Source organism: Coprococcus eutactus (assembly GCF_001404675.1).
Classification (GTDB): Bacteria; Bacillota; Clostridia; order Lachnospirales; family Lachnospiraceae; genus Coprococcus; species Coprococcus aceti.
Genome location: NZ_CYXU01000008.1, coordinates 24526 through 43599, shown reverse-complemented (window position 1 = coordinate 43599; position 19074 = coordinate 24526). Strand labels below are relative to the sequence as shown.

The window sequence follows — 19074 nt, the reverse complement described above, 5'->3', positions numbered from 1 at the left end:
ATTTTCCCTCCATGGATTTACATTTTCAATAGTATTTATAAAAGAGATGAACCATCTGTTTCAGTTCATCTCCATCTTACGTTTGTTTTATTGCGATTTTATTTCACGCCCTCATACTTCTGCTTATAGTTGTACAACGCGCCAAGAAGATTCGAATCATTGCGGAACTTGCATGTGTCGATAACCATGCCATCGTAGGTCTTTGTAATCTTTCTTATCTTGTCCACATACTTCTTAACCCCCGGAACAAAGTTCGGATTGGCACTCATTCCACCTCCGATAAGTATGACATCCGGATCTATCGTCATGTACAGGTTACAGCAGAGCTTTGCTATGGAGAAGTATGAGTCCTCAACCATATCTATGATCTCCTGATTGCCCTCATCTATCCATTGATATACCATCTCACCGGTCACCTCTTCTGGCTTCATATGCATTATCTTGGATGCCTTGTATGTAATGGAGCTTGCAGTACATGTTGAGGTTACCATGAACGGGTTATATTCAAATGTCTCCTCAACAGTCAGCTCTTCACAGCATCTGACATTATCAGCTTCTTCCCTTGTCATGTTCATGAGGGCATATGACAATTCACCTGCCAGAAGTCTCTTGCCTCTGTGGATCTTTCTGTCAATGATTATTCCACCGCCGATTCCTGTACCCACGACAACGACTGCTGCATTTGTAGCCGTACTGGCATTGCCCAGCCACAACTCTGCGAGAGCCGCACATTTGCCATCGTTCTCAAGGGCTACAGACACACCGCCGCATGCCTCTGATATGAGATCACCAAGATGTGCACCATCAAGATACTTGATCCCGCCACCGCCGTACACTATGCCGCGCTCGACATCTATCTGTCCAGGAAGCCCCATGGCAATTCCTGTTATGTCACAGTCCAGTACCTTCTCGTCATACACCTTCTTGATCTGCGCCACAAATGCCGGAGTTCCAGCCTCGGCATATCTGTCGGTTGGAGTCTTACCCTTTCCCGATATATTGCCCTCATCGTCCATTAACGCATACTTTATAAATGTTGCCCCTACATCAAATACTAAATACATAAGTCCCTCCTGTTTTCTCATTACCCATTGTTTTTTCTTTCTATATATATTTTTATATTCACCTTGTCACTCTCGTTCTCTCCACTGCGTCCTTCCAGCCTGCAAGGAGCGTCTCCCTCTTATCCTCGGTTATCCCCGGCTCAAATCTTCTGTCGGCCTTCCAGTAGCCCTTGATCTCATCCAGACTGTCATAGTAGCCAACAGCAAGTCCAGCCAGATATGCAGCACCCAAAGCTGTTGTCTCCGTGATCACAGGCCGCACTATCTCGGCATTCTCTATATCTGCCTGGAACTGCATGAGGAAGTTGTTGGCACTTGCACCGCCGTCCACTCGAAGGCTTGTGATTGAAAGTCCTGCATCCATCTCCATAGCCGCAAGAACATCCGATGTCTCATATGCCAGCGATTCGACTGTCGCCCTGACAAAGTGCGCCTTATTTGTTCCCCTTGTAAGGCCGAACACTGCCCCTCTGGCGTACGCATCCCAGTAAGGAGCGCCAAGGCCAGTAAACGCAGGTACCACATATACACCATTACTGTCCGACACCGACAGAGCAATACGCTCAGTATCCGCCGCACTGTCTATGAGCTTCATCTCATCCCTGAGCCACTTGATAGCTGCTCCGGCCACGAACACACTTCCCTCAAGCGCATAGCTGACTTTTCCGTCAAGTCCTATGGCTATGGTGGTGAGAAGTCCCTGCTGCGAATCAACTGCCTTATCCCCCGTGTTCATGAGGAGGAAACAACCTGTTCCGTAGGTGTTCTTCACATCACCTGCCTCAAAGCAGCACTGTCCGAACAGCGCAGCCTGCTGATCTCCGGCAACTCCCGCTATAGGCACCTCGCCGCCAAATATCTCTCTGTCCGTGTATCCGTATATCTCACTGGAATTTCTCACTGCCGGAAGCATGCTCTCTGGGATGTTGAACTTTGCAAGCAATTCCTTGTCCCACTCCAGTGTATGAATGTTGAAAAGCATGGTACGCGATGCGTTTGTGTAGTCCGTTGCATGGACTCTTCCGCCCGTGAGCTTGTATATAAGCCATGTGTCAACAGTTCCGAACATCAGCTCCCCTGCCTCTGCGCGTTCCCTGGCTCCAGGCACATTATCAAGTATCCACTCTATCTTCGTTGCAGAGAAATACGGATCTACTATCAGTCCCGTTTTCTCTCTTATCACCTTGTCATATTCTTCAGCCTTAAGCTGCTCTATCCTGTCCGCAGTTCTCCTGCACTGCCACACTATGGCATGATACACCGGATTGCCGGTCTTTCGATCCCACACTATGGTTGTCTCTCTCTGGTTGGTGATTCCTATGGCGGCTATGTCCTCGGTGCGGATTCCCATGGTCTCCCTCGCCTCCATCATCACCGACATCTGGGTTGCCCATATCTCCATAGGGTCATGCTCCACCCATCCGTTATTCGGGAAATGCTGGGTGAACTCCTTCTGTTTCACTGAGCATATCCTGCCTTCCTTATCAAATATTATCGCCCTTGAGCTGGTCGTTCCCTGATCCAGCGCCATTATATAATCTGCCAAATTGCCCTCCTTCTGATTTACGGACGCTCGGCCCTAGTCATTTTTCAAATAATTCTCTCTCAGGTGTTCGTTCACCCTCTCAACCTCTGCCTTGAAGTCTCTTGAGGACATGCGGATCGCACCCTGGCCCATGGTGACTATCTGCTCCAGTCCGTCCGATGTGACCACAGTGACCTTGTGCTTTCTCGCAATCTCATGTGTGAGCTTTTCTATGTGCGCATCGGCGGTCTCGCCCTCTTTTGTGTACACAACCTCTATATCGTCATAAGGAAATCTCTCCCCCTTGTTGTCCTTCACCTTGTAGCCGTCAAATACCACTATCAGATGACAGTTCATATATCCCTGATAGTTCGACAGGATATCCATGAGTTTTCCTCTGGCGGAGTCTATGTTGTGCTCCGACAGTTCCCGAAGTGTATCCCACGCAAATATGACATTGTAGCCATCCACTATGACATAGTCCTCGCCACTCTTTCTGCGCTTGAATGCTCCAGGTGTTGCTATCCCTCTATCGGCTGGCCTGCTGCCCACAAGAGGCCCATTCCCGGGCTGCCTGTCTCTGGACTGACTTTTATTATACTGTCCATTTCCACGATATCCCGAACTTGGAGAACCTCCTGCCGTACCGTCTGCTGCACCAGCAGACGCGCCGCCCCCAGCCGTGCCTTCTGTCACACCACCGGCTGCTGTTCCATTTACCTTATACTCAGATGTAGTTCTCCTGAATCTTCCGTTCAGTGCCACATCCTTATCCTTGTAATCTCCGCCAAATGTCCTTGCAAATATCTCGCTGAGCTCCTCATCTGTTATGGACATCTCCGATACACTCTTTCCCGGCCTGTTCACCGGAATATCCATAGCATAGCCATCTTCCGTGTAGCCAAGCTGGCCCGAGATCTCAAATCCCGGATCCTCCTTCACATGCATGTTCTCATACACATCATACCAGTCCACCAGATAACCTGCACCGTGGGCACAGAATACCGATGAAGATGGATTAAACCTGTCTAGCTCAGGATCATAATGTCTCTCAGCCAGAACCTCTTCGGTGTTGTGGCACGGCTGATAGCCGTCTATATCCACCTGAAGCCTGCCTGTACCTCTGGAAAATGCTGTGAGTTCACTGTAATACTCTCTCATGGTATATACCGGGGCATGTCCCGTGATGACTGTCGTCTCACCGGATATCTCCTGACCATCCATAGTTCCGCTCATTTTCACTATGTCTGCAAGAACCCTTCCGGCATACTCCTGTGGTACCTCTATTTTAAATGCATACACAGGTTCCAGCAAGACACTTTCCGCCATCATAAGGCCCTGTCTCACCGCCCTGTATGTCGCCTGTCTGAAATCTCCACCCTCAGTGTGCTTCTGATGTGCGCGCCCCGCGGTGATGCTTATCTTCATATCCGTGATTGGCGATCCCATAAGCACTCCCCTGAACTCACGCTCCTGAAGATGGGTGAGTATCAGTCTCTGCCAGTTCTTATCCAGTACATCCTCGCTGCAAATGCTGTCAAAGCACATTCCACTGCCATTTTCCATAGGTTCAAGCAACAAATGTACCTCTGCGTAGTGCCTGAGCGGTTCAAAATGTCCTACACCCATGACTGGAGCCGCGATCGTCTCCTTGTATGATATCCTGCCCTGTCCGTATGTGATGGCAATTCCAAACCTGTCTCTTACCATCTGAGCCACTACCTCAAGCTGTACCTGCCCCATGACCTTGATGTATATCTCTCCTGCGGTCTCATTCCACTGCACCTGGAGCTGGGGATCCTCTTCCTCAAGCAGTCTGAGCTTTGACACCATCGTGACCGCATCCACATCAGTCGGGTACATGACCTTATAGCTGAGAACCGGCTCCAGACTTGGGAGCTCTCCATCCGGACAGGCACCGATTCCCTGTCTGCCGTAGGTATTCACCAGTCCCGGAACAGCACAGACACATCCGGCGGGAACCTGGGTTACCATGTCGTACTTTGCACCGGAGTACACCCTTATCTGGTTGACCTTCTCATGGCTCTCCTCCCCCTGACTGTTTCTGAGCGTCAGCACATCCTTGAGCTTCAACACTCCTCCAGTGACCTTCATGTAGGTGAGTCTCTCGTCCTTATCGTCACGTCCTATCTTGAACACTCTGGCGCCAAATTCTTCCCCGCGCACAGGTTCCACTACATATCTGTTCATGCCGTCAAGAAGCTCTGACACGCCCTCATTCTTGAGTGCAGAGCCAAAGTAACATGGGAACAGCTTTCTGCCCGCAATGGCATTTACCACGTCCTGTTCATCATTTGCCCCAGTCTCAAGAAAATGTTCAAGCATGGCCTCATCGCACATGGCGATCTGCTCTCCTGAATCTTCACATAAAAAATCGACACAGCCATCACTCAGTCTGTGTCTGATATTGTCCATGAGGTAATCTCTGTCATAGCCAGTCATGTCCATCTTATTGACAAATATAAATACAGGAATCCCATATCTCTCAAGCAGCTTCCACAGGGTCTCAGTGTGGCTCTGCACTCCGTCCATGCCATTGATGACCAGAACCACATAATCAAGGACCTGCAATGTTCTTTCCATCTCTGTTCCGAAATCCACATGTCCCGGAGTGTCAAGCAAAGCTATATGCATATCAGCATATGCAAGCTCTGCCTGCTTGGAAAATATCGTGATCCCCCTGTCCTTTTCCTGACTGTCCGTATCTAGATATGTATCCTGATGATCCACCCGCCCAAGCTTTCTTATCTGTCCTGCCTGATAGAGCATCGCCTCCGACAGGGTGGTCTTACCCGAATCAACGTGGGCCAGTATGCCCGCGACTATGTTCTTCATATGTATCTTTTTCCCTTCACCAGCCGATATATATCACCTGCCATGCATCTTGCTGACCATTGATATATATCGGTTCTTTATAAACTCATTTATCGGTTCAGCTATGAGTCTGTATCCGCCATGCTATCGCCATCTGGGATTCCCTGTTTTTCATTCTGCGCCGCCTTATATCTCTTGAACCTCTTGAAGAATATGGCTGTAAATGCACCTATGATAAAAGGGAACATGAATGTGGCAAATCTATAGAGAAGTGCCATGGCTCCGGCTGCAGCAGAACCAACAAGTCCCGAATAGATCGCTGTCATAACAAGCTCACTTGATCCGATTCCTCCCGGCATAGGAATGACTGCCGCCAGCATGACACTCATGGCTGTTATACCTATTGACGTGACAATATTCATATCACACAGGTTGTGACACACTATATAAGGTATGGCAAACCAGCACGCGAACTTGCATATATCAAGCAGCATGACTACCACTATAAGCCACGGTTTCTTAAGTACAACCCTGGTGGCATCCTCCATCATAGCTGTCTGCTCACTTAAACTGTCAATCTGCTTTGTAAATCGTCCTTTAAACAAAGCATCAGCTTTTTCAAGAAGCCATCTGAGGAATCTGTGAAACGGCGGCCAGCACGCAAAGAGCACTATCGCCATCGTTATGAGTATGGTCGCTATAACGCCGAGGACAACATATGAACTGTATTTGCCAAATACTCCAAGCATATATTCTCTGTTCGCAAGAAACAATGCCACCGCCATAACACATATGGTCATCTTGTGTATCGCATAATCAATAGAGTACAGACCAAGCGCTTTCGACGGCTGTATTCTGCAGTGTTTCATGAACAATGTGGATGCCACTATGGTACCGCTCCCAAGCGTTGACACCCTGTAAAATGACACAAAATACGTCATAATATTTGCATCGAAAAATGTCATATCGTTCTCCACCTGTCGCATGAGGATAAACGTTATGCAGCTCTCTATCACTCCGTATAAAAGCGTCGCTCCAAGAATGGCTGCCACAACCACGGGGCTTGTCTTTACAAGCTGCGACATTATAGGGCCTGCCATGTCACGGAACACATATATGATAAGTCCGACCAGCACCAGCACACACAACCATTTTATAAGTGTTTTCTGTCTATCTGATAGTTTTTTCATAGTCTTATATCCCTTTTCCCCTAATATCAATTCATTCAGATCAGTCTTATCCCAATCTGCCCACCATCTCAAATGCACCGGCAATCAGCTGCTGCCGTGGCGGATGATCTCCTGTTTCGTACAATAGATTAACAAGCTAATGGAAAAAATACAAGCATATGTTATTTCATTCTGACATAATAGGTAGACTTGCCTGTACCGCCTCTGCCTATATTGCCCTCTTTTACGAGTTTTCTGAGTGCTCCCTCTACCGAACTGATGCTGAGAGACGGACAAAGTTCCATTATATCCTGCTTTGTAAACTTTCCTATTTTCAGCAGTATTGCTTTTCGCACCATCTCAATCGCCGGCAACTTTTCCTCTACGATTTCAAAGCGCTCCTCAAAATCCTTATAAGCAGCCAGTATTGTCCCAAGGAGATATTTTATAAACGGGATCACGTCCTCTGTGCCCTCGTGCCAGCCTGCCTGGACTTTCCCAAGCGACTCATAATATAACTCCTTATTCCCCGCTATCTTTGCCTCAAGAGAAATATACTTTCCAACATAGAATCCACTTCTATATAGCAGAAGCGTTGTGAGCAGTCTGCTCATTCTGCCATTGCCATCATTAAACGGGTGTATGCACAGAAAATCATGTATAAAAACAGGAATAACGATCAGCGGCTCCACCTCGAAATTACCGATCACCCTGTTGTATTCCCCACATATCCTGTCCAGCGCTTCCGGTGTCTCAAATGGAGCCATCGGCGTGAACAGGACTTCCGTTTGCCCATCAGGATAAGTTGCGCTGATATAATTCTGCACCGTCTTTGTTCTTCCTGCAAATGGGTTATTCATATGACTGTACAACATCTTATGCAGCTGAAGTATATAATTCTGAGTTATAGGTATCGCATCAAAGCTTTCATGTATAACCCCCAGCACATCCCTGTAACCTGCTATCTCTTCCTCGGCTCTGTTCTTCGGTGTGGTCTTCTCCTCAACCAACTGCTTTATTCTTGTATTTGTTGTGACTATACCCTCTATGGCATTGGACGCCTCCGTGCTCTGGATCTTTGCTATCTCAACAAGCTTATCCAGTTCATCCGGACGCTGTCTTAAATACAGTTCCTGTTTACCTGCATATCTATATATTGCAGCTATGAGTCCAAGCACTTCAGAATCCCATTTTTCTTCTTTTATTTTACTGTAATTAAAAGTTCTCATTCCCTTAATTTACTCCTTTTCCCTTAAATATTAGCATATTTTAAGGGAAAGTCAACCCAATTAAGGGCATTTCCCCTCAAAGTTCTATCAGTTTTAAGGTTATCCAATTGTATACTATTTATGCAGCTAATTAAGGGTACTTTCAAAAAAAGCCACCACATCAAAACACGATGTGGTGGCTTTTCCATATAAATTCTATATCACAGCAATTACTATATATCCATTTAGCCGAATAACGGAGTTGAGTAATATCTGTCTCCACTGTCTGGAAGAAGAACTACGATGTTCTTGCCTGCATACTCAGGGCGCTCTGCGATCTGCTTTGCTGCAAAGTAAGCTGCACCTGATGAGATTCCTACGAGGATTCCCTCTGCTGATGCGATCTCCTTTGCTGCTGCAAATGCGTCATCATTCTCAACGGCGATAATCTCGTCATATACCTTTGTGTTAAGTGTGTCAGGAACAAATCCTGCACCGATTCCCTGTATCTTGTGTGCTCCTGAAACACCCTTTGAGAGGACTGGTGATGTGGCAGGCTCAACGGCGATGACCTTTACATCTGGATTCTTCTCCTTCAGATACTCGCCAACGCCTGTGATAGTTCCACCTGTTCCGATACCGGCTACAAATACATCTACCTTGCCGTCTGTATCCTCCCAGATTTCAGGACCAGTTGTGAGTCTGTGTGCCTTTGGATTGGATGGATTTACGAACTGTCCAGCTACAAAGCTGCCAGGGATCTCCTTTGAAAGCTCATCAGCCTTTGCGATGGCTCCCTTCATTCCCTTTGTTCCGTCTGTGAGAACTATCTCAGCACCGTATGCCTTGATGATGTTACGTCTCTCAACGCTCATGGTCTCAGGCATAACGATGATCGCCTTGTAACCCTTGGCTGTTGCTATGGATGCAAGACCGATACCTGTGTTGCCTGATGTAGGTTCGATGATGGTTGCGCCCGGCTTAAGTGTGCCGTCCTTCTCAGCATCCTCGATCATCTGGAATGCGATCCTGTCCTTAACGCTTCCTGCTGGGTTAAAGTACTCCAGCTTCGCAAGGATATTTGCCTTGAGATCATTCTTCTTCTCTATGTTTGAAAGCTCCAAAAGTGGAGTCTTGCCTATAAGCTCTGCTGCGCTCTTATATATATTACTCATATTATCGTACCATTACCTTTCCTGATATTTATTATGCTCACTATTTGTAGTCTTCTCTTATATTCATTATTTATATCGATTACTCCTGAATTGCCTTGAATGCCTCGTCAAGATCCTCGATGATATCGTCTATGTTCTCAGTACCGATTGAAAGTCTGATAGTGTTCTGCTTGATTCCCTGGTCGATAAGCTCCGCCTCGTTCAGCTCTGAGTGAGTTGTTGATGCCGGGTGGATAGCCAGTGACTTAACATCAGCGACATTTGCAAGAAGTGAGAATATCTCCAGGTTGTCGATGAACTTCTTGGCTGTCTCTGCATCGCCCTTGATCTCAAATGTGAAGATTGAACCACCACCGTTAGGGAAGTACTTCTTGTACAGTCTCTGCTGCTCAGGATCTGTTGAAACTGAAGGATGGTTTACCTTCTCAACAAGTGGATGATTGTTCAGGTACTCAACTACCTTGAGTGCATTTGATACATGTCTCTCAACACGGAGTGACAGTGTCTCAAGTCCCTGAAGGAATATCCATGAGTGTATTGGTGAGATCGTAGCACCTGTGTCACGGAGGAGGATAGCTCTGATCCTTGTGACAAATGCTGCAGGACCTGCTGCGTCTACAAAGCTTACACCGTGGTAGCTCTCATTTGGCTCAGTGAGCTGTGGGAACTTGCCTGATGCCTTCCAGTCGAAGTTACCGCTGTCGATGATGACACCACCGATAGTTGTTCCGTGTCCACCAATGAACTTTGTCGCTGAGTGAACTACGATGTCTGCACCGTACTCGATAGGTCTTACAAGGTATGGTGTTGCAAATGTGCTGTCGATAACAAGCGGAATCTTGTGTGCGTGAGCGATCTTTGCTATTGTCTCGATATCTGAAACCTCTGAGTTAGGATTTCCAAGGACCTCAATGTAGAGGGCCTTTGTGTTCTCCTGGATAGCATCCTCAAATGCCTGTGGATCAAGTGGATCAACGAATGTTGTATCTACATTGTAATCCTTGAGTGTATGTGCAAGGAGATTGTATGTTCCGCCGTAGATATTCTTTGCTGCTACGATGTGGTCTCCTGCAAGTGCAAGGTTCTGAATTGTATATGTAACTGCTGCTGCGCCTGAGCCAACTGCCAGTGCTGCAACGCCACCCTCGAGGGCCGCGATTCTTCTCTCAAATACATCCTCTGTTGGATTTGTAAGTCTTCCGTAGATGTTGCCGGCATCCTTGAGTGCGAATCTGTCAGCTGCATGCTGTGAGTTGTGGAATACGAATGATGATGTCTGGTAGATTGGTACCGCTCTTGCATCCGTAACCGGGTCTGCTGTCTCCTGTCCTACGTGTAACTGTAATGTCTCAAACTTTAAATTTCTCTCTGCTCTTGTCTTCTTTGCCATGATCTTATTCTCCTTAAATTCAAATATTTTATCTGTCATGCGCACCTGCCCATTCATCTTGTCATGTATATGAGCTCATGTGGCATTATACTCTTCTTTATTATTCTCTGTCTATTATGTATGATCTGTTATTTATATCTGTGTCATGATTATTTGTTCTGTGTTCGCTTTAACAGCAGCAACACATGACTTCTATGCAACACATTCGTCTGTCTTCATTAAGGTACTGCGGTTTAAATGTACTTCCCAGCATATCAACACCTCTTTCTTGATTTTCGTCTTTGAAATTTGACTTGATCGTATCATTTCTGTGATTATTTTTACTTTTCACATAATTCCTACTTGGAAACTATGAATTAAGCATAGCTGTATATTACAGCCTAATTCCCACTTTGTCAATAGGTTTTTTATGAATTATCTTGATTGTTTTTTTTCAGATGTTATAATAGACGTGTAAATGATGTGAAATCATCAGTAAATACAGGCATTTGGGAGGTTTATATTATGAAAGTATCCACAAAAGGGCGTTACGCTCTGCGTTTTCTTATAAATATAGCATCGAGGACAGACGGCAAGCCAGTGAGCATCAAGGATGTTGCCGCACAGGAGGAAATATCCGAGAAATACCTTGAGCAGATCACTTCTGTGCTGAACTCCGGCGGGCTGGTGAAGAGCACCAGAGGTCCACAGGGAGGTTATCTTCTCCGAAAAGCCCCTGAAGACATAACAGTTGGAATGGTTTTAAGGCTCACTGAGGGCGGCATATCTCCTGTTGCGTGCCTTGATGCAGATGAATTCCAGTGCGAACGCGAGGCAAGATGCTCCACCATAGGTCTCTGGCGCAGACTGGACAAAGCGATCCGGGACGTGGTAGACACCACCACCATCGCTGACCTTGTGGCAGAAAGACCTGAGGCGGCAGATAACTATTGCATTTAAATCATATATACATGCTTTTGTTATATTTTTTATACTTTTGACTTCAACAGCCGTATGACCTTCTCAACATACGGCTTTACACCATCCCCAGGGAACACATCTTCCGGCATCTCAAATCCGTGTTCCTCACGATACATATAATACCTGTTATCTATGTATTCACCATATTTTTCACAGAGATCATATACCTCCATGGTTCCGAAATCATCCAGCATCGTCACCGTCTTCACAAGTATGCTGCCACAGAAATCCTCGGCTATCTCCTCCACACCCATACACAACATTTCCTCGGTGGGGCTTTTTTTATCTATGGAATATATCTGATCCATATACAGCATTTCACCACTTCCCAGGTCAATACTGCCAGCATCGCCATCTATAGACCATACCCTCGCATTATATTCCTCTGTCAGCTTTTCGCCTCTAAAATCCCAATATTTGATACTGGCCAACTCTTCGCCTTCGGTGACAAGCTCAAAGCTGTTCTCCAGGCACATCAGAACTTCGCCATCAATTTTCTTGTTATGCTTTTCTCTATCCCGGCGAAGTTTCAGCCGGTGATTATACAAGTCCTCAGCGTTTTCTATGAATCTCGTAGCGCATGTATACAGACTGCGGATATCTTCCCTGTTCAGGCCGGTCAAACGGTAAAATTGAGCGATTCCAGAATCCACACCACAATTTGTTCCTATCTCCAGCTCATACCGATCCGGCTTGTCACACTCCGGGGATCTCTTTATCCTTCTGAGAACATATCCATCCTCCACATGTGTCCCCTCCGTCCCAAGACACAGCACTTTTTCGTACGGATCTCCGCTATTATTCCTCACGATCTGGGCATCTTCCATGTCTGAATCAAGTATAGTCCGTATATCCGCCTTGAGCTGCCGGACATTCGGGAAGTCGTATGCCGCCGCATTTATCAGAGTCTCCCACACCTCTCTATCGTTTTCTTCGTTATCTCCAGCCTTATCCTTTTCTGTATTTTCCAGGTTATTTCTCTTGCTTACAAGGAGCTGCATATGATAGTCAAATGACAGTATTTTATTCTCCCCATTCTCAATGTCGAGTATATTATCTCCGTTCACGGCCTCCATATCCGGGTGTGTATAACAGAGCTTATATGTGCCATTCGTCCAGCAGAAAATATCGTTAAAAAGATGACTGAGATAATCATCGTCATGCTCGCAGCCACTCTCACGTATAAACTTATATCCCTGTCTCATATCCTATGCCTCCTCACATTATGCATTTATTTACAAAAATAATACCCTGTCCTTGCGGACAGGGTAAGTGAACCTGTGGTGTAAAATTTTCACTCTTACTTGTGAGCCATTGTCTTGATCTCTGTGTCGATCTTCTGTACGAACTCGTCAAGTGGAAGAACTGTTGTGTCAGCCTCACCGTGAAGTCTGTATGATACTGTTCCGTTCTCAGCCTCATTGAATCCGATTACGAGAAGGTATGGAACCTTCTGAACCTGACCCTCACGCATACGATAACCAAGCTTCTCTGCTCTGTCATCAAGCTCTACACGAACGTCGATGGCATCAAGGGCATCAACAACCTTGTGAGCATAAGCCATAAGATCCTCGTTGTCTGTCTTTACAGGCATAACTCTTACCTGTACAGGTGCAAGCCATGTTGGAAGATTGCCCTTTGTCTCCTCAAGGATGTAAGCCATGAATCTGTCGAGAGATCCAAGGATAGCTCTGTGGAGAACTACAGGTGTCTTCTTCTCGCCGTCCTTGTCGATATACTTCAGATCGAACTTAGCTGGCAGACAGAAGTCGAGCTGACATGTCGAGAGTGTATACTCATTTCCTACGGCCGGCTTAACATTTACATCAAGCTTTGGTCCGTAGAATGCAGCCTCACCGATCTCCTCTGTGTAATCGATTCCTATATCATCAAGAACTTTTCTAAGTGCATTCTCTGCTTTGTTCCACATCTCATCGTCATCGTGATACTTTACCTTGTCCTCTGGGTCACGGAGTGACAGTACGCATCTGTAATCTGTGATTCCGAAATCCTTGTATGTGTCAAATATGAGCTTAACAACTCCTGCAAACTCTTCCTCGATCTGGTCTGGTGTCACAAATATATGTGAATCGTTCTGACAGAAGTGTCTTCCTCTCTCAATACCCTTGAGTGTACCACTTGCCTCAAATCTGAAGTCGTGTGCGATCTCAGCGATCCTGATAGGAAGATCCTTATATGAGTGCATCTTGTTTGCATATATCATCATGTGGTGCGGGCAGTTCATTGGACGAAGTACAAATGACTCTCCCTCCATCTCCATTGCCGGGAACATGTTGTCCTTGTAGTGATCCCAGTGACCTGATGTCTTGTAGAGGTTTACTGTACCTACACAAGGTGTCATAACGTGGAGATAGCCAAGCTTTCTCTCCTTGCGCTTGATGTAGTTCTCAAGCTCCTGCCATACTGTATATCCCTTTGGAAGGAACATTGGAAGTCCACGTCCTACAAGGTCATCGACCATGAAGAGCTGCATGTCCTTGCCGATCTTTCTGTGGTCTCTCTCCTTTGCCTCCTCAAGTAACTGAAGATGCTCCTCAAGCTCCTCCTTTGTAGGGAAGCACACACCATATATTCTCTGAAGAACCTTGTTCTTGCTGTCGCCCTTCCAGTAAGCTCCTGAATGTCTGATGAGCTTGAAGTTACGGCAAAGCTTTACATTGTCTACGTGAGGTCCACGGCAGAGGTCTGTGAAATCACCCTGCTCATAGCATGTGATCGTTCCATCCTCAAGTCCATTTATAAGATCGAGCTTGTACTCGTCATCCTTGAACATCTCAAGAGCTTCTTCCTTGGATATCTCCTTGCGGATGATCTTCTTGCCGCTCTTGGCAACCTTCTTCATCTCTTTCTCGATGGCTGCGAGATCTTCCTCGCCTCTGATAACGTCATCGCCGAGATCTACATCGTAGTAGAATCCTTCTGCAACTACCGGTCCTACCCAGAACTTTGCCTGTGGGTACAGATGCTTGATAGCCTGTGCCATAAGATGTGCACAGGAATGATTCAGTGTCTTAAGCTGTTCGTCTTCTTTGAAATTAACCATGTCAGTTCTCCTTCTTACTTCTTATAAAGTGAAAATAAATTGCATGTAACAACTAAAAAAGCACCCTTAGATATAATCTATCTAAGGGTGCGTATGCACGTTTCCACCTTAACTTTTAACTCAATTATGCCTTTAACGCAGCTACGCGGTGACGCTTATATCGCGCACGGCTCGGGAGTGGTCTTCATGTGATATATCATAAGCTGCTCCCACCATATGTTCTGGCTCACGTCTGATTCATATCTGAGTCCGATTCACATATGCAGCTCTCTCTGGATGCATCCACCACACTACTCTTTCCGTCTATGCCTTTGTCTTATCTGCCACCTAGTGTAGCACGATATATTTTTTTTCACAATAGTATTTTTTATTTTTTTGCCTTTATTTTTTCAACCATTTTCAGCCTTTTTCAGCCAATCAAACAGCCAACAGACTTCTCTCTACCTCATTTCCATGGAAAGACTCATATCCTGGCCGTCCACCATAAGAGTTCCTATGCTGCCGCATACCACAGGCATCATCGGTGACAGATGTCCGAGATCCACATCCATCACGACAGGCACATTGTATTTTCCTATGATCCCCAGCACAGCCTGATACTGGTCAAGGCCCATCATCTCCTGTCCGAACTGCAGCGGTCTGCCGATCATAAAGCCCTTACAGTATCTGAACCATCCGCCGTTGTCCATCTGCCACATGGCTCGTCTTATGGACATGACGTTCAGATCACAGGACTCGAGGAACCAGATAAATCCATCATCCTTATATCTCTCAAGGAATTCGCCAACATGGTCAAACTTTGTTCCTATAAGGTTCACCAGACAGTCCATGCAGCCGCCTATCATTCGCCCGCTCACCTGGAACTTCTCAGGATAGCCCTTTATCACTCTTGGCTCTGTGATGTTGTATGGCAAGAATGGATGTTCCTCATCCCTGAGGGATTCCTTCTCCCATCCGTCATATCCGGCAAATGACAGTTTCTGTCCCTGAAGGACCGCCATAGCATCCGCAACTGACCGGTGCCACGGCTCCTGTCCAAATGCCGCCGCACACGGACCATATATGGACGCCGTATCGCACAACGTTGTGAGCAGGAATGTGAGATTTGTGTTGTCCGAATATCCCATAAACCACTTCGGATCTGCTGCCCTCAGTCTGTCAAAATCAACATAGTTAAGTATCTCGCACATGAGCTCTCCACCGCCGCAGGATATGAGTGCATCGTTCTTCTCCGATGTGTAATAGTCATTTATCTCCTGACCGCACAGCTCCGGCTTGTTGCTGATTCCTATGCCCTCACCGGTATAACAATTTGGCCCGATCTGTATACCGAATCCCATATTTCTGAAGTTCTCCTGCGCTCTGCCAAATGCAGTCTTATACGGCTCTGTATCACAGCCAAATGATGGCGCAACGAAACCTATCGTATCGCCCCTTTTTATAAATTTCGGAAATCTCATATATTATCCGCAGGTATCCCTGCCTACCTCCTTCTACACAAACTTCAATATCCACTCCACCACGAACACGGTCACACATGCCGCAGCAGCGACAACTATAAGTCCCTTCTGCTTTATTCCCAGTATGAGTGCAACCGCAAATCCACACACAGCGCTTATAATACTCTCCGTACTGTATAAAATGGACGGAAGTGTCAGCGCCGTGAGACATGAATACGGCACATAATATAGAAATGAATTGACAAATCTGTTCTCTATCTTCTTGCGGAACGCCACCAGCGGCACCATTCTTATGAGGTAGGTGACGACCGCCATGGTTATTATATATATGTATATATTCATCACTGCACCTCCTTTTTCTCAGCAGTTCCCACTGGGAAGAATATAGCCCCTATCACAGAGGCTGCCACCGTGCTTATGATTATGGCAATTCCAGTCGATATAAACTTGAATATCGGAACGTAATACAACACGCATGATATGGCAGCAGCCACAAGTGCCACTATGGCAACCGGTCTGGACTTCCTGGCAACCGGCATGACTATGGCGACGAACATTCCGTAGAGTGCCAGACTGAGTGCGCTGCTGATTGACTTTGGAAGAAGTCCTGAGGCAATCGCACCGAACAGCGTTCCGCCCGTCCAGCCGACTATCGGAAGGAGCTGAAGTCCTATCATATACCCAAATGTCAATTCCTTCACATGGCCCATCGCCACCGCAAATATCTCATCAGTATTTGCAAATGCGATTACGAGTCTCTCCTTGATTCCAACTGCCTCCCCAAGCTTCTGTGAAAGTGACAGGCTCATGAGAGAATATCTCAGATTGATTATGAACTGGGTGAGTATCATCTCAACCAGCGTTCCCCCTGCAAGGATAATCTTGAGTCCTGCAAACTGTCCCGCACTGGTTACATTTGTCAGGCTTATGATGACCGCCTGAAAACTTGTGAGTCCGCCCTTTACCGCCAGCAGACCAAAACTAAAACTTACTGCGAAATACCCCAGTGCTATCGGTATTCCATCCTTTAACCCTTTTCTAAATTCCATCTTAAATACTACTTCTTTCGTGACAAATTATGTTATCTCTTCCTTCTGCGTCCTCCGCAGTCGTAACACTTTACATACTTCCACACAAATCTGTCCTTGAACCCAAGGCCAAGATATGTGTATGCCCTTACCTTTGTATACAGCTTTCTGGCAGCCGCGATCTGCCTGTCATCCGGCTCAACGCGTCCGTATACAGCAGCCTGAACCCATTTTATAAACTCTGTGAACTCATCGCCCTTTATAAAGCTGCACGACTCCGTGACAGTGTCGGCATACTCCGTGTCGTTCTCACTGACGTTCTCTATGGCACCAGAAAACACCATCATATCATACATCGCCGTGGACATCTCGTATATAGCTGATATCCTGTTTCTTCCCACAAGCCTGCGTCTCCTGCGCGCAACTATCGTCCTTCTTCTGAAGATGACTGCGCCCCACAATATCAGTATCACGGCAAGCACAACAACGACTGTTCTGAACACTCTGTTCTGTACAAGCTCCGACAGACCATCCCCGGCATCCCCTGGTGATCCCGACTGCGCATCTCCACTGCCATCATTCGGGACATCGACCTGATTGCCATTTTCTCCTGTGCCATTTGAAGAATCACCATCCGTCTCCGTAGTGACTTCTGTATTCTCTGACATCTGGGTTGTCGAATCAGTTGTCGCCTCCGTTGTTACATCCGGACTTGAAGTCTCCTCAGAAGTCTCCGGCTCCTCTGTATCATCCGATGAATTGTCCGCAGTATTATCACCGCTGTAATCCGGTTCCTTCGGTATCCCCAAAGTATCCGCCCTGTCTCCAAGCGGTGTGGCATCCACGATCACCCAGTCACCGTCATCCTCACTGTACGCTTCAATCCACGCATGACTGTATTTATCCAGAACCACCGCACGGTATGTTCCATCCGACTGCTTTATCCACGCAGACGACGGCACCACATAACCTGTATTATACACGGTGGAGATTCCCAGTATCCTGAAGCCCACCGCCGCCGCAGAAGCAAAGTGAACACAATATCCCTCATGAACGTCATACATCGCACTGTTGACTGGATCCTCACCCTCGGTAAATTTCTTTGGTGCTGTGGTATATGACATATGCTGTCTTATATATGTCACCAATTTGTCCATGACCGCATTGGAAAACTTCTTATCTGGCGCATATCCCTGTATCTCTGATTCGTATCTTGCAAATGTATCCTTATCATAATACACCATGACCTCATCATCAGGGCTGTGTCCATCCGCCCTTCCGTGCCACGACCCATTCTCATATGTAACATAGCTTCTCGACTTGACGTAGAGATTTCCCTGAGGCTTATCCTCCCTGATTATCTCATCCACAACTTCATCACCGGGATTGACCTCAGAATCATCCACCTTATAGTAACCTGAATATCCTTTGTTACTTTCCCCCGACAGAAAATATTCCATGTTGTCCACCATGTCGAGCAGTTTCCCTTGTTCCTTCACACCTCTGTCGTATACGCCGTCATATACAAGAAGGGTGACAACAAGGCACGCGGCAAATACCGTCACAGGAACTGCAATGTTCCACACCACCGACAGCGGCTGTCCCATTCTCATGAGAACATATCTCGCCACGATAAGTGACAATACAGTAAGCACTACTCCGGGTGCACTCACAGGTACACTGAGTGTTGCGCCAGCAAGCATAAACAAAAATGCAAGTCCGATAGCTATCATCAGACTGTTACACCTGTATATCATATAAGTGGCAAAGAACATTGACACCGCCACTATAAAAAGCACAAATTCCGTCACAGCACTCACGCTGACATAGTCAAGATCTATGAGTCCTGTCTTTATCCCATAAACCTTTTTCAGATCATATGCTATGCTGTATACCATGCCCTTTCCTCCGGCATAGAGCAGCTTTCTTCTGGCAAGCCCCCATCCCAGCAACACAGTAACCGGAACCACAATATCGAGTATCCTCTGTTCTTTTCTCAAAATGTACCACAGAGAATAAACCAGTGCTATCACCAGACTTCCTATGATATACGCACCCACAAGATTGGTGGAGTCCATATATTTATTTATATCCGAGCTGTATGCGATATCGCCCACAAGGTATGTCATACCAAGCGACAACGCCCATACAGCCAGTCCCAAAACAACTCTCACTTCCACACCTCTGTAATTCTAT

General features: G+C 46.5%; 14 protein-coding genes. 1 reads left to right on the top strand and 13 read right to left on the bottom strand.

The genetic code is table 11. The features are described from left to right. Positions 1 to 98: 98 nt before the first annotated feature. The 7 genes from ARA78_RS12505 to ARA78_RS12475 all read right to left on the bottom strand — a co-directional run bounded on the left by ARA78_RS12505 (position 99) and on the right by ARA78_RS12475 (position 10366). Positions 99 to 1064: an ROK family protein gene (locus tag ARA78_RS12505; RefSeq protein ID WP_015534022.1), complete on the bottom strand. Its 966-nt coding sequence runs from the start codon at positions 1062 to 1064 to the stop codon at positions 99 to 101. Between the two features lie 58 nt (positions 1065 to 1122). After that, positions 1123 to 2610 carry a glycerol kinase GlpK gene (glpK, locus tag ARA78_RS12500; RefSeq protein ID WP_055224567.1) on the bottom strand — a complete coding sequence of 496 codons (1488 nt, stop codon included), beginning with the start codon at positions 2608 to 2610 and terminating at the stop codon, positions 1123 to 1125. 33 nt (positions 2611 to 2643) lie between these two features. Then, positions 2644 to 5445 carry a translation factor GTPase family protein gene (locus ARA78_RS12495; RefSeq protein ID WP_055224565.1) on the bottom strand — a complete coding sequence of 934 codons (2802 nt, stop codon included), beginning with the start codon at positions 5443 to 5445 and terminating at the stop codon, positions 2644 to 2646. A gap of 101 nt (positions 5446 to 5546) precedes the next feature. Further along, positions 5547 to 6614, bottom strand: coding sequence for a lysylphosphatidylglycerol synthase transmembrane domain-containing protein (locus tag ARA78_RS12490; protein WP_156329488.1), 1068 nt, complete (start codon positions 6612 to 6614; stop codon positions 5547 to 5549). 161 nt (positions 6615 to 6775) lie between these two features. Continuing rightward, the gene (locus ARA78_RS12485) at positions 6776 to 7822 is read right to left on the bottom strand and encodes a Fic family protein (RefSeq protein ID WP_055280627.1); all 1047 of its coding nucleotides are present in this window, start codon (positions 7820 to 7822) and stop codon (positions 6776 to 6778) included. Between the two features lie 224 nt (positions 7823 to 8046). Beyond that, the gene (gene cysK, locus ARA78_RS12480; protein ID WP_004851367.1) at positions 8047 to 8976 is read right to left on the bottom strand and encodes a cysteine synthase A; all 930 of its coding nucleotides are present in this window, start codon (positions 8974 to 8976) and stop codon (positions 8047 to 8049) included. A 79-nt stretch (positions 8977 to 9055) separates the two neighbouring features. After that, positions 9056 to 10366 carry an O-acetylhomoserine aminocarboxypropyltransferase/cysteine synthase family protein gene (locus ARA78_RS12475; protein ID WP_022058096.1) on the bottom strand — a complete coding sequence of 437 codons (1311 nt, stop codon included), beginning with the start codon at positions 10364 to 10366 and terminating at the stop codon, positions 9056 to 9058. 504 nt (positions 10367 to 10870) lie between these two features. Here ARA78_RS12475 and ARA78_RS12470 point away from each other — a divergent pair. Then, positions 10871 to 11305, top strand: a complete 435-nt coding sequence (locus ARA78_RS12470) for an RrF2 family transcriptional regulator (RefSeq protein WP_015534027.1) — start codon at positions 10871 to 10873, stop codon at positions 11303 to 11305. A 29-nt stretch (positions 11306 to 11334) separates the two neighbouring features. Here ARA78_RS12470 and ARA78_RS12465 read toward each other — a convergent pair whose 3' ends face one another. The 6 genes from ARA78_RS12465 to ARA78_RS12440 all read right to left on the bottom strand — a co-directional run bounded on the left by ARA78_RS12465 (position 11335) and on the right by ARA78_RS12440 (position 19052). Further along, positions 11335 to 12531 carry a hypothetical protein gene (locus tag ARA78_RS12465; RefSeq protein WP_055280626.1) on the bottom strand — a complete coding sequence of 399 codons (1197 nt, stop codon included), beginning with the start codon at positions 12529 to 12531 and terminating at the stop codon, positions 11335 to 11337. Between the two features lie 95 nt (positions 12532 to 12626). Then, positions 12627 to 14390 carry a threonine--tRNA ligase gene (gene thrS, locus ARA78_RS12460; protein WP_022216928.1) on the bottom strand — a complete coding sequence of 588 codons (1764 nt, stop codon included), beginning with the start codon at positions 14388 to 14390 and terminating at the stop codon, positions 12627 to 12629. Positions 14391 to 14830: 440 nt separating this feature from the next. Beyond that, the gene (locus ARA78_RS12455) at positions 14831 to 15850 is read right to left on the bottom strand and encodes a S66 family peptidase (protein WP_055280625.1); all 1020 of its coding nucleotides are present in this window, start codon (positions 15848 to 15850) and stop codon (positions 14831 to 14833) included. Between the two features lie 33 nt (positions 15851 to 15883). Further along, positions 15884 to 16192: an AzlD domain-containing protein gene (locus ARA78_RS12450; RefSeq protein WP_022216930.1), complete on the bottom strand. Its 309-nt coding sequence runs from the start codon at positions 16190 to 16192 to the stop codon at positions 15884 to 15886. Beyond that, positions 16192 to 16899: an AzlC family ABC transporter permease gene (locus tag ARA78_RS12445; protein ID WP_004851386.1), complete on the bottom strand. Its 708-nt coding sequence runs from the start codon at positions 16897 to 16899 to the stop codon at positions 16192 to 16194. Before ARA78_RS12445 ends, ARA78_RS12450 begins: the two co-directional genes overlap by 1 nt. 32 nt (positions 16900 to 16931) lie before the next feature. Then, complete coding sequence (locus tag ARA78_RS12440) at positions 16932 to 19052, bottom strand: transglutaminase-like domain-containing protein (protein WP_156329485.1); 2121 nt, start codon at positions 19050 to 19052, stop codon at positions 16932 to 16934. Between the last annotated feature and the right edge of the window lie 22 nt (positions 19053 to 19074).

What these genes read in the sequence shown, in the direction of transcription:
- ARA78_RS12505 (WP_015534022.1), bottom strand. Translation starts at nt 1,064, where the DNA reads ATGTATTTAGTATTTGATGTAGGGGCAACATTTATAAAGTATGCGTTA.
- ARA78_RS12495 (WP_055224565.1), bottom strand. Translation starts at nt 5,445, where the DNA reads ATGAAGAACATAGTCGCGGGCATACTGGCCCACGTTGATTCGGGTAAG.
- ARA78_RS12490 (WP_156329488.1), bottom strand. Translation starts at nt 6,614, where the DNA reads ATGAAAAAACTATCAGATAGACAGAAAACACTTATAAAATGGTTGTGT.
- ARA78_RS12485 (WP_055280627.1), bottom strand. Translation starts at nt 7,822, where the DNA reads ATGAGAACTTTTAATTACAGTAAAATAAAAGAAGAAAAATGGGATTCT.
- cysK (WP_004851367.1), bottom strand. Translation starts at nt 8,976, where the DNA reads ATGAGTAATATATATAAGAGCGCAGCAGAGCTTATAGGCAAGACTCCA.
- ARA78_RS12475 (WP_022058096.1), bottom strand. Translation starts at nt 10,366, where the DNA reads ATGGCAAAGAAGACAAGAGCAGAGAGAAATTTAAAGTTTGAGACATTA.
- ARA78_RS12470 (WP_015534027.1), top strand. Translation starts at nt 10,871, where the DNA reads ATGAAAGTATCCACAAAAGGGCGTTACGCTCTGCGTTTTCTTATAAAT.
- ARA78_RS12465 (WP_055280626.1), bottom strand. Translation starts at nt 12,531, where the DNA reads ATGAGACAGGGATATAAGTTTATACGTGAGAGTGGCTGCGAGCATGAC.
- thrS (WP_022216928.1), bottom strand. Translation starts at nt 14,390, where the DNA reads ATGGTTAATTTCAAAGAAGACGAACAGCTTAAGACACTGAATCATTCC.
- ARA78_RS12455 (WP_055280625.1), bottom strand. Translation starts at nt 15,850, where the DNA reads ATGAGATTTCCGAAATTTATAAAAAGGGGCGATACGATAGGTTTCGTT.
- ARA78_RS12450 (WP_022216930.1), bottom strand. Translation starts at nt 16,192, where the DNA reads ATGAATATATACATATATATAATAACCATGGCGGTCGTCACCTACCTC.
- ARA78_RS12445 (WP_004851386.1), bottom strand. Translation starts at nt 16,899, where the DNA reads ATGGAATTTAGAAAAGGGTTAAAGGATGGAATACCGATAGCACTGGGG.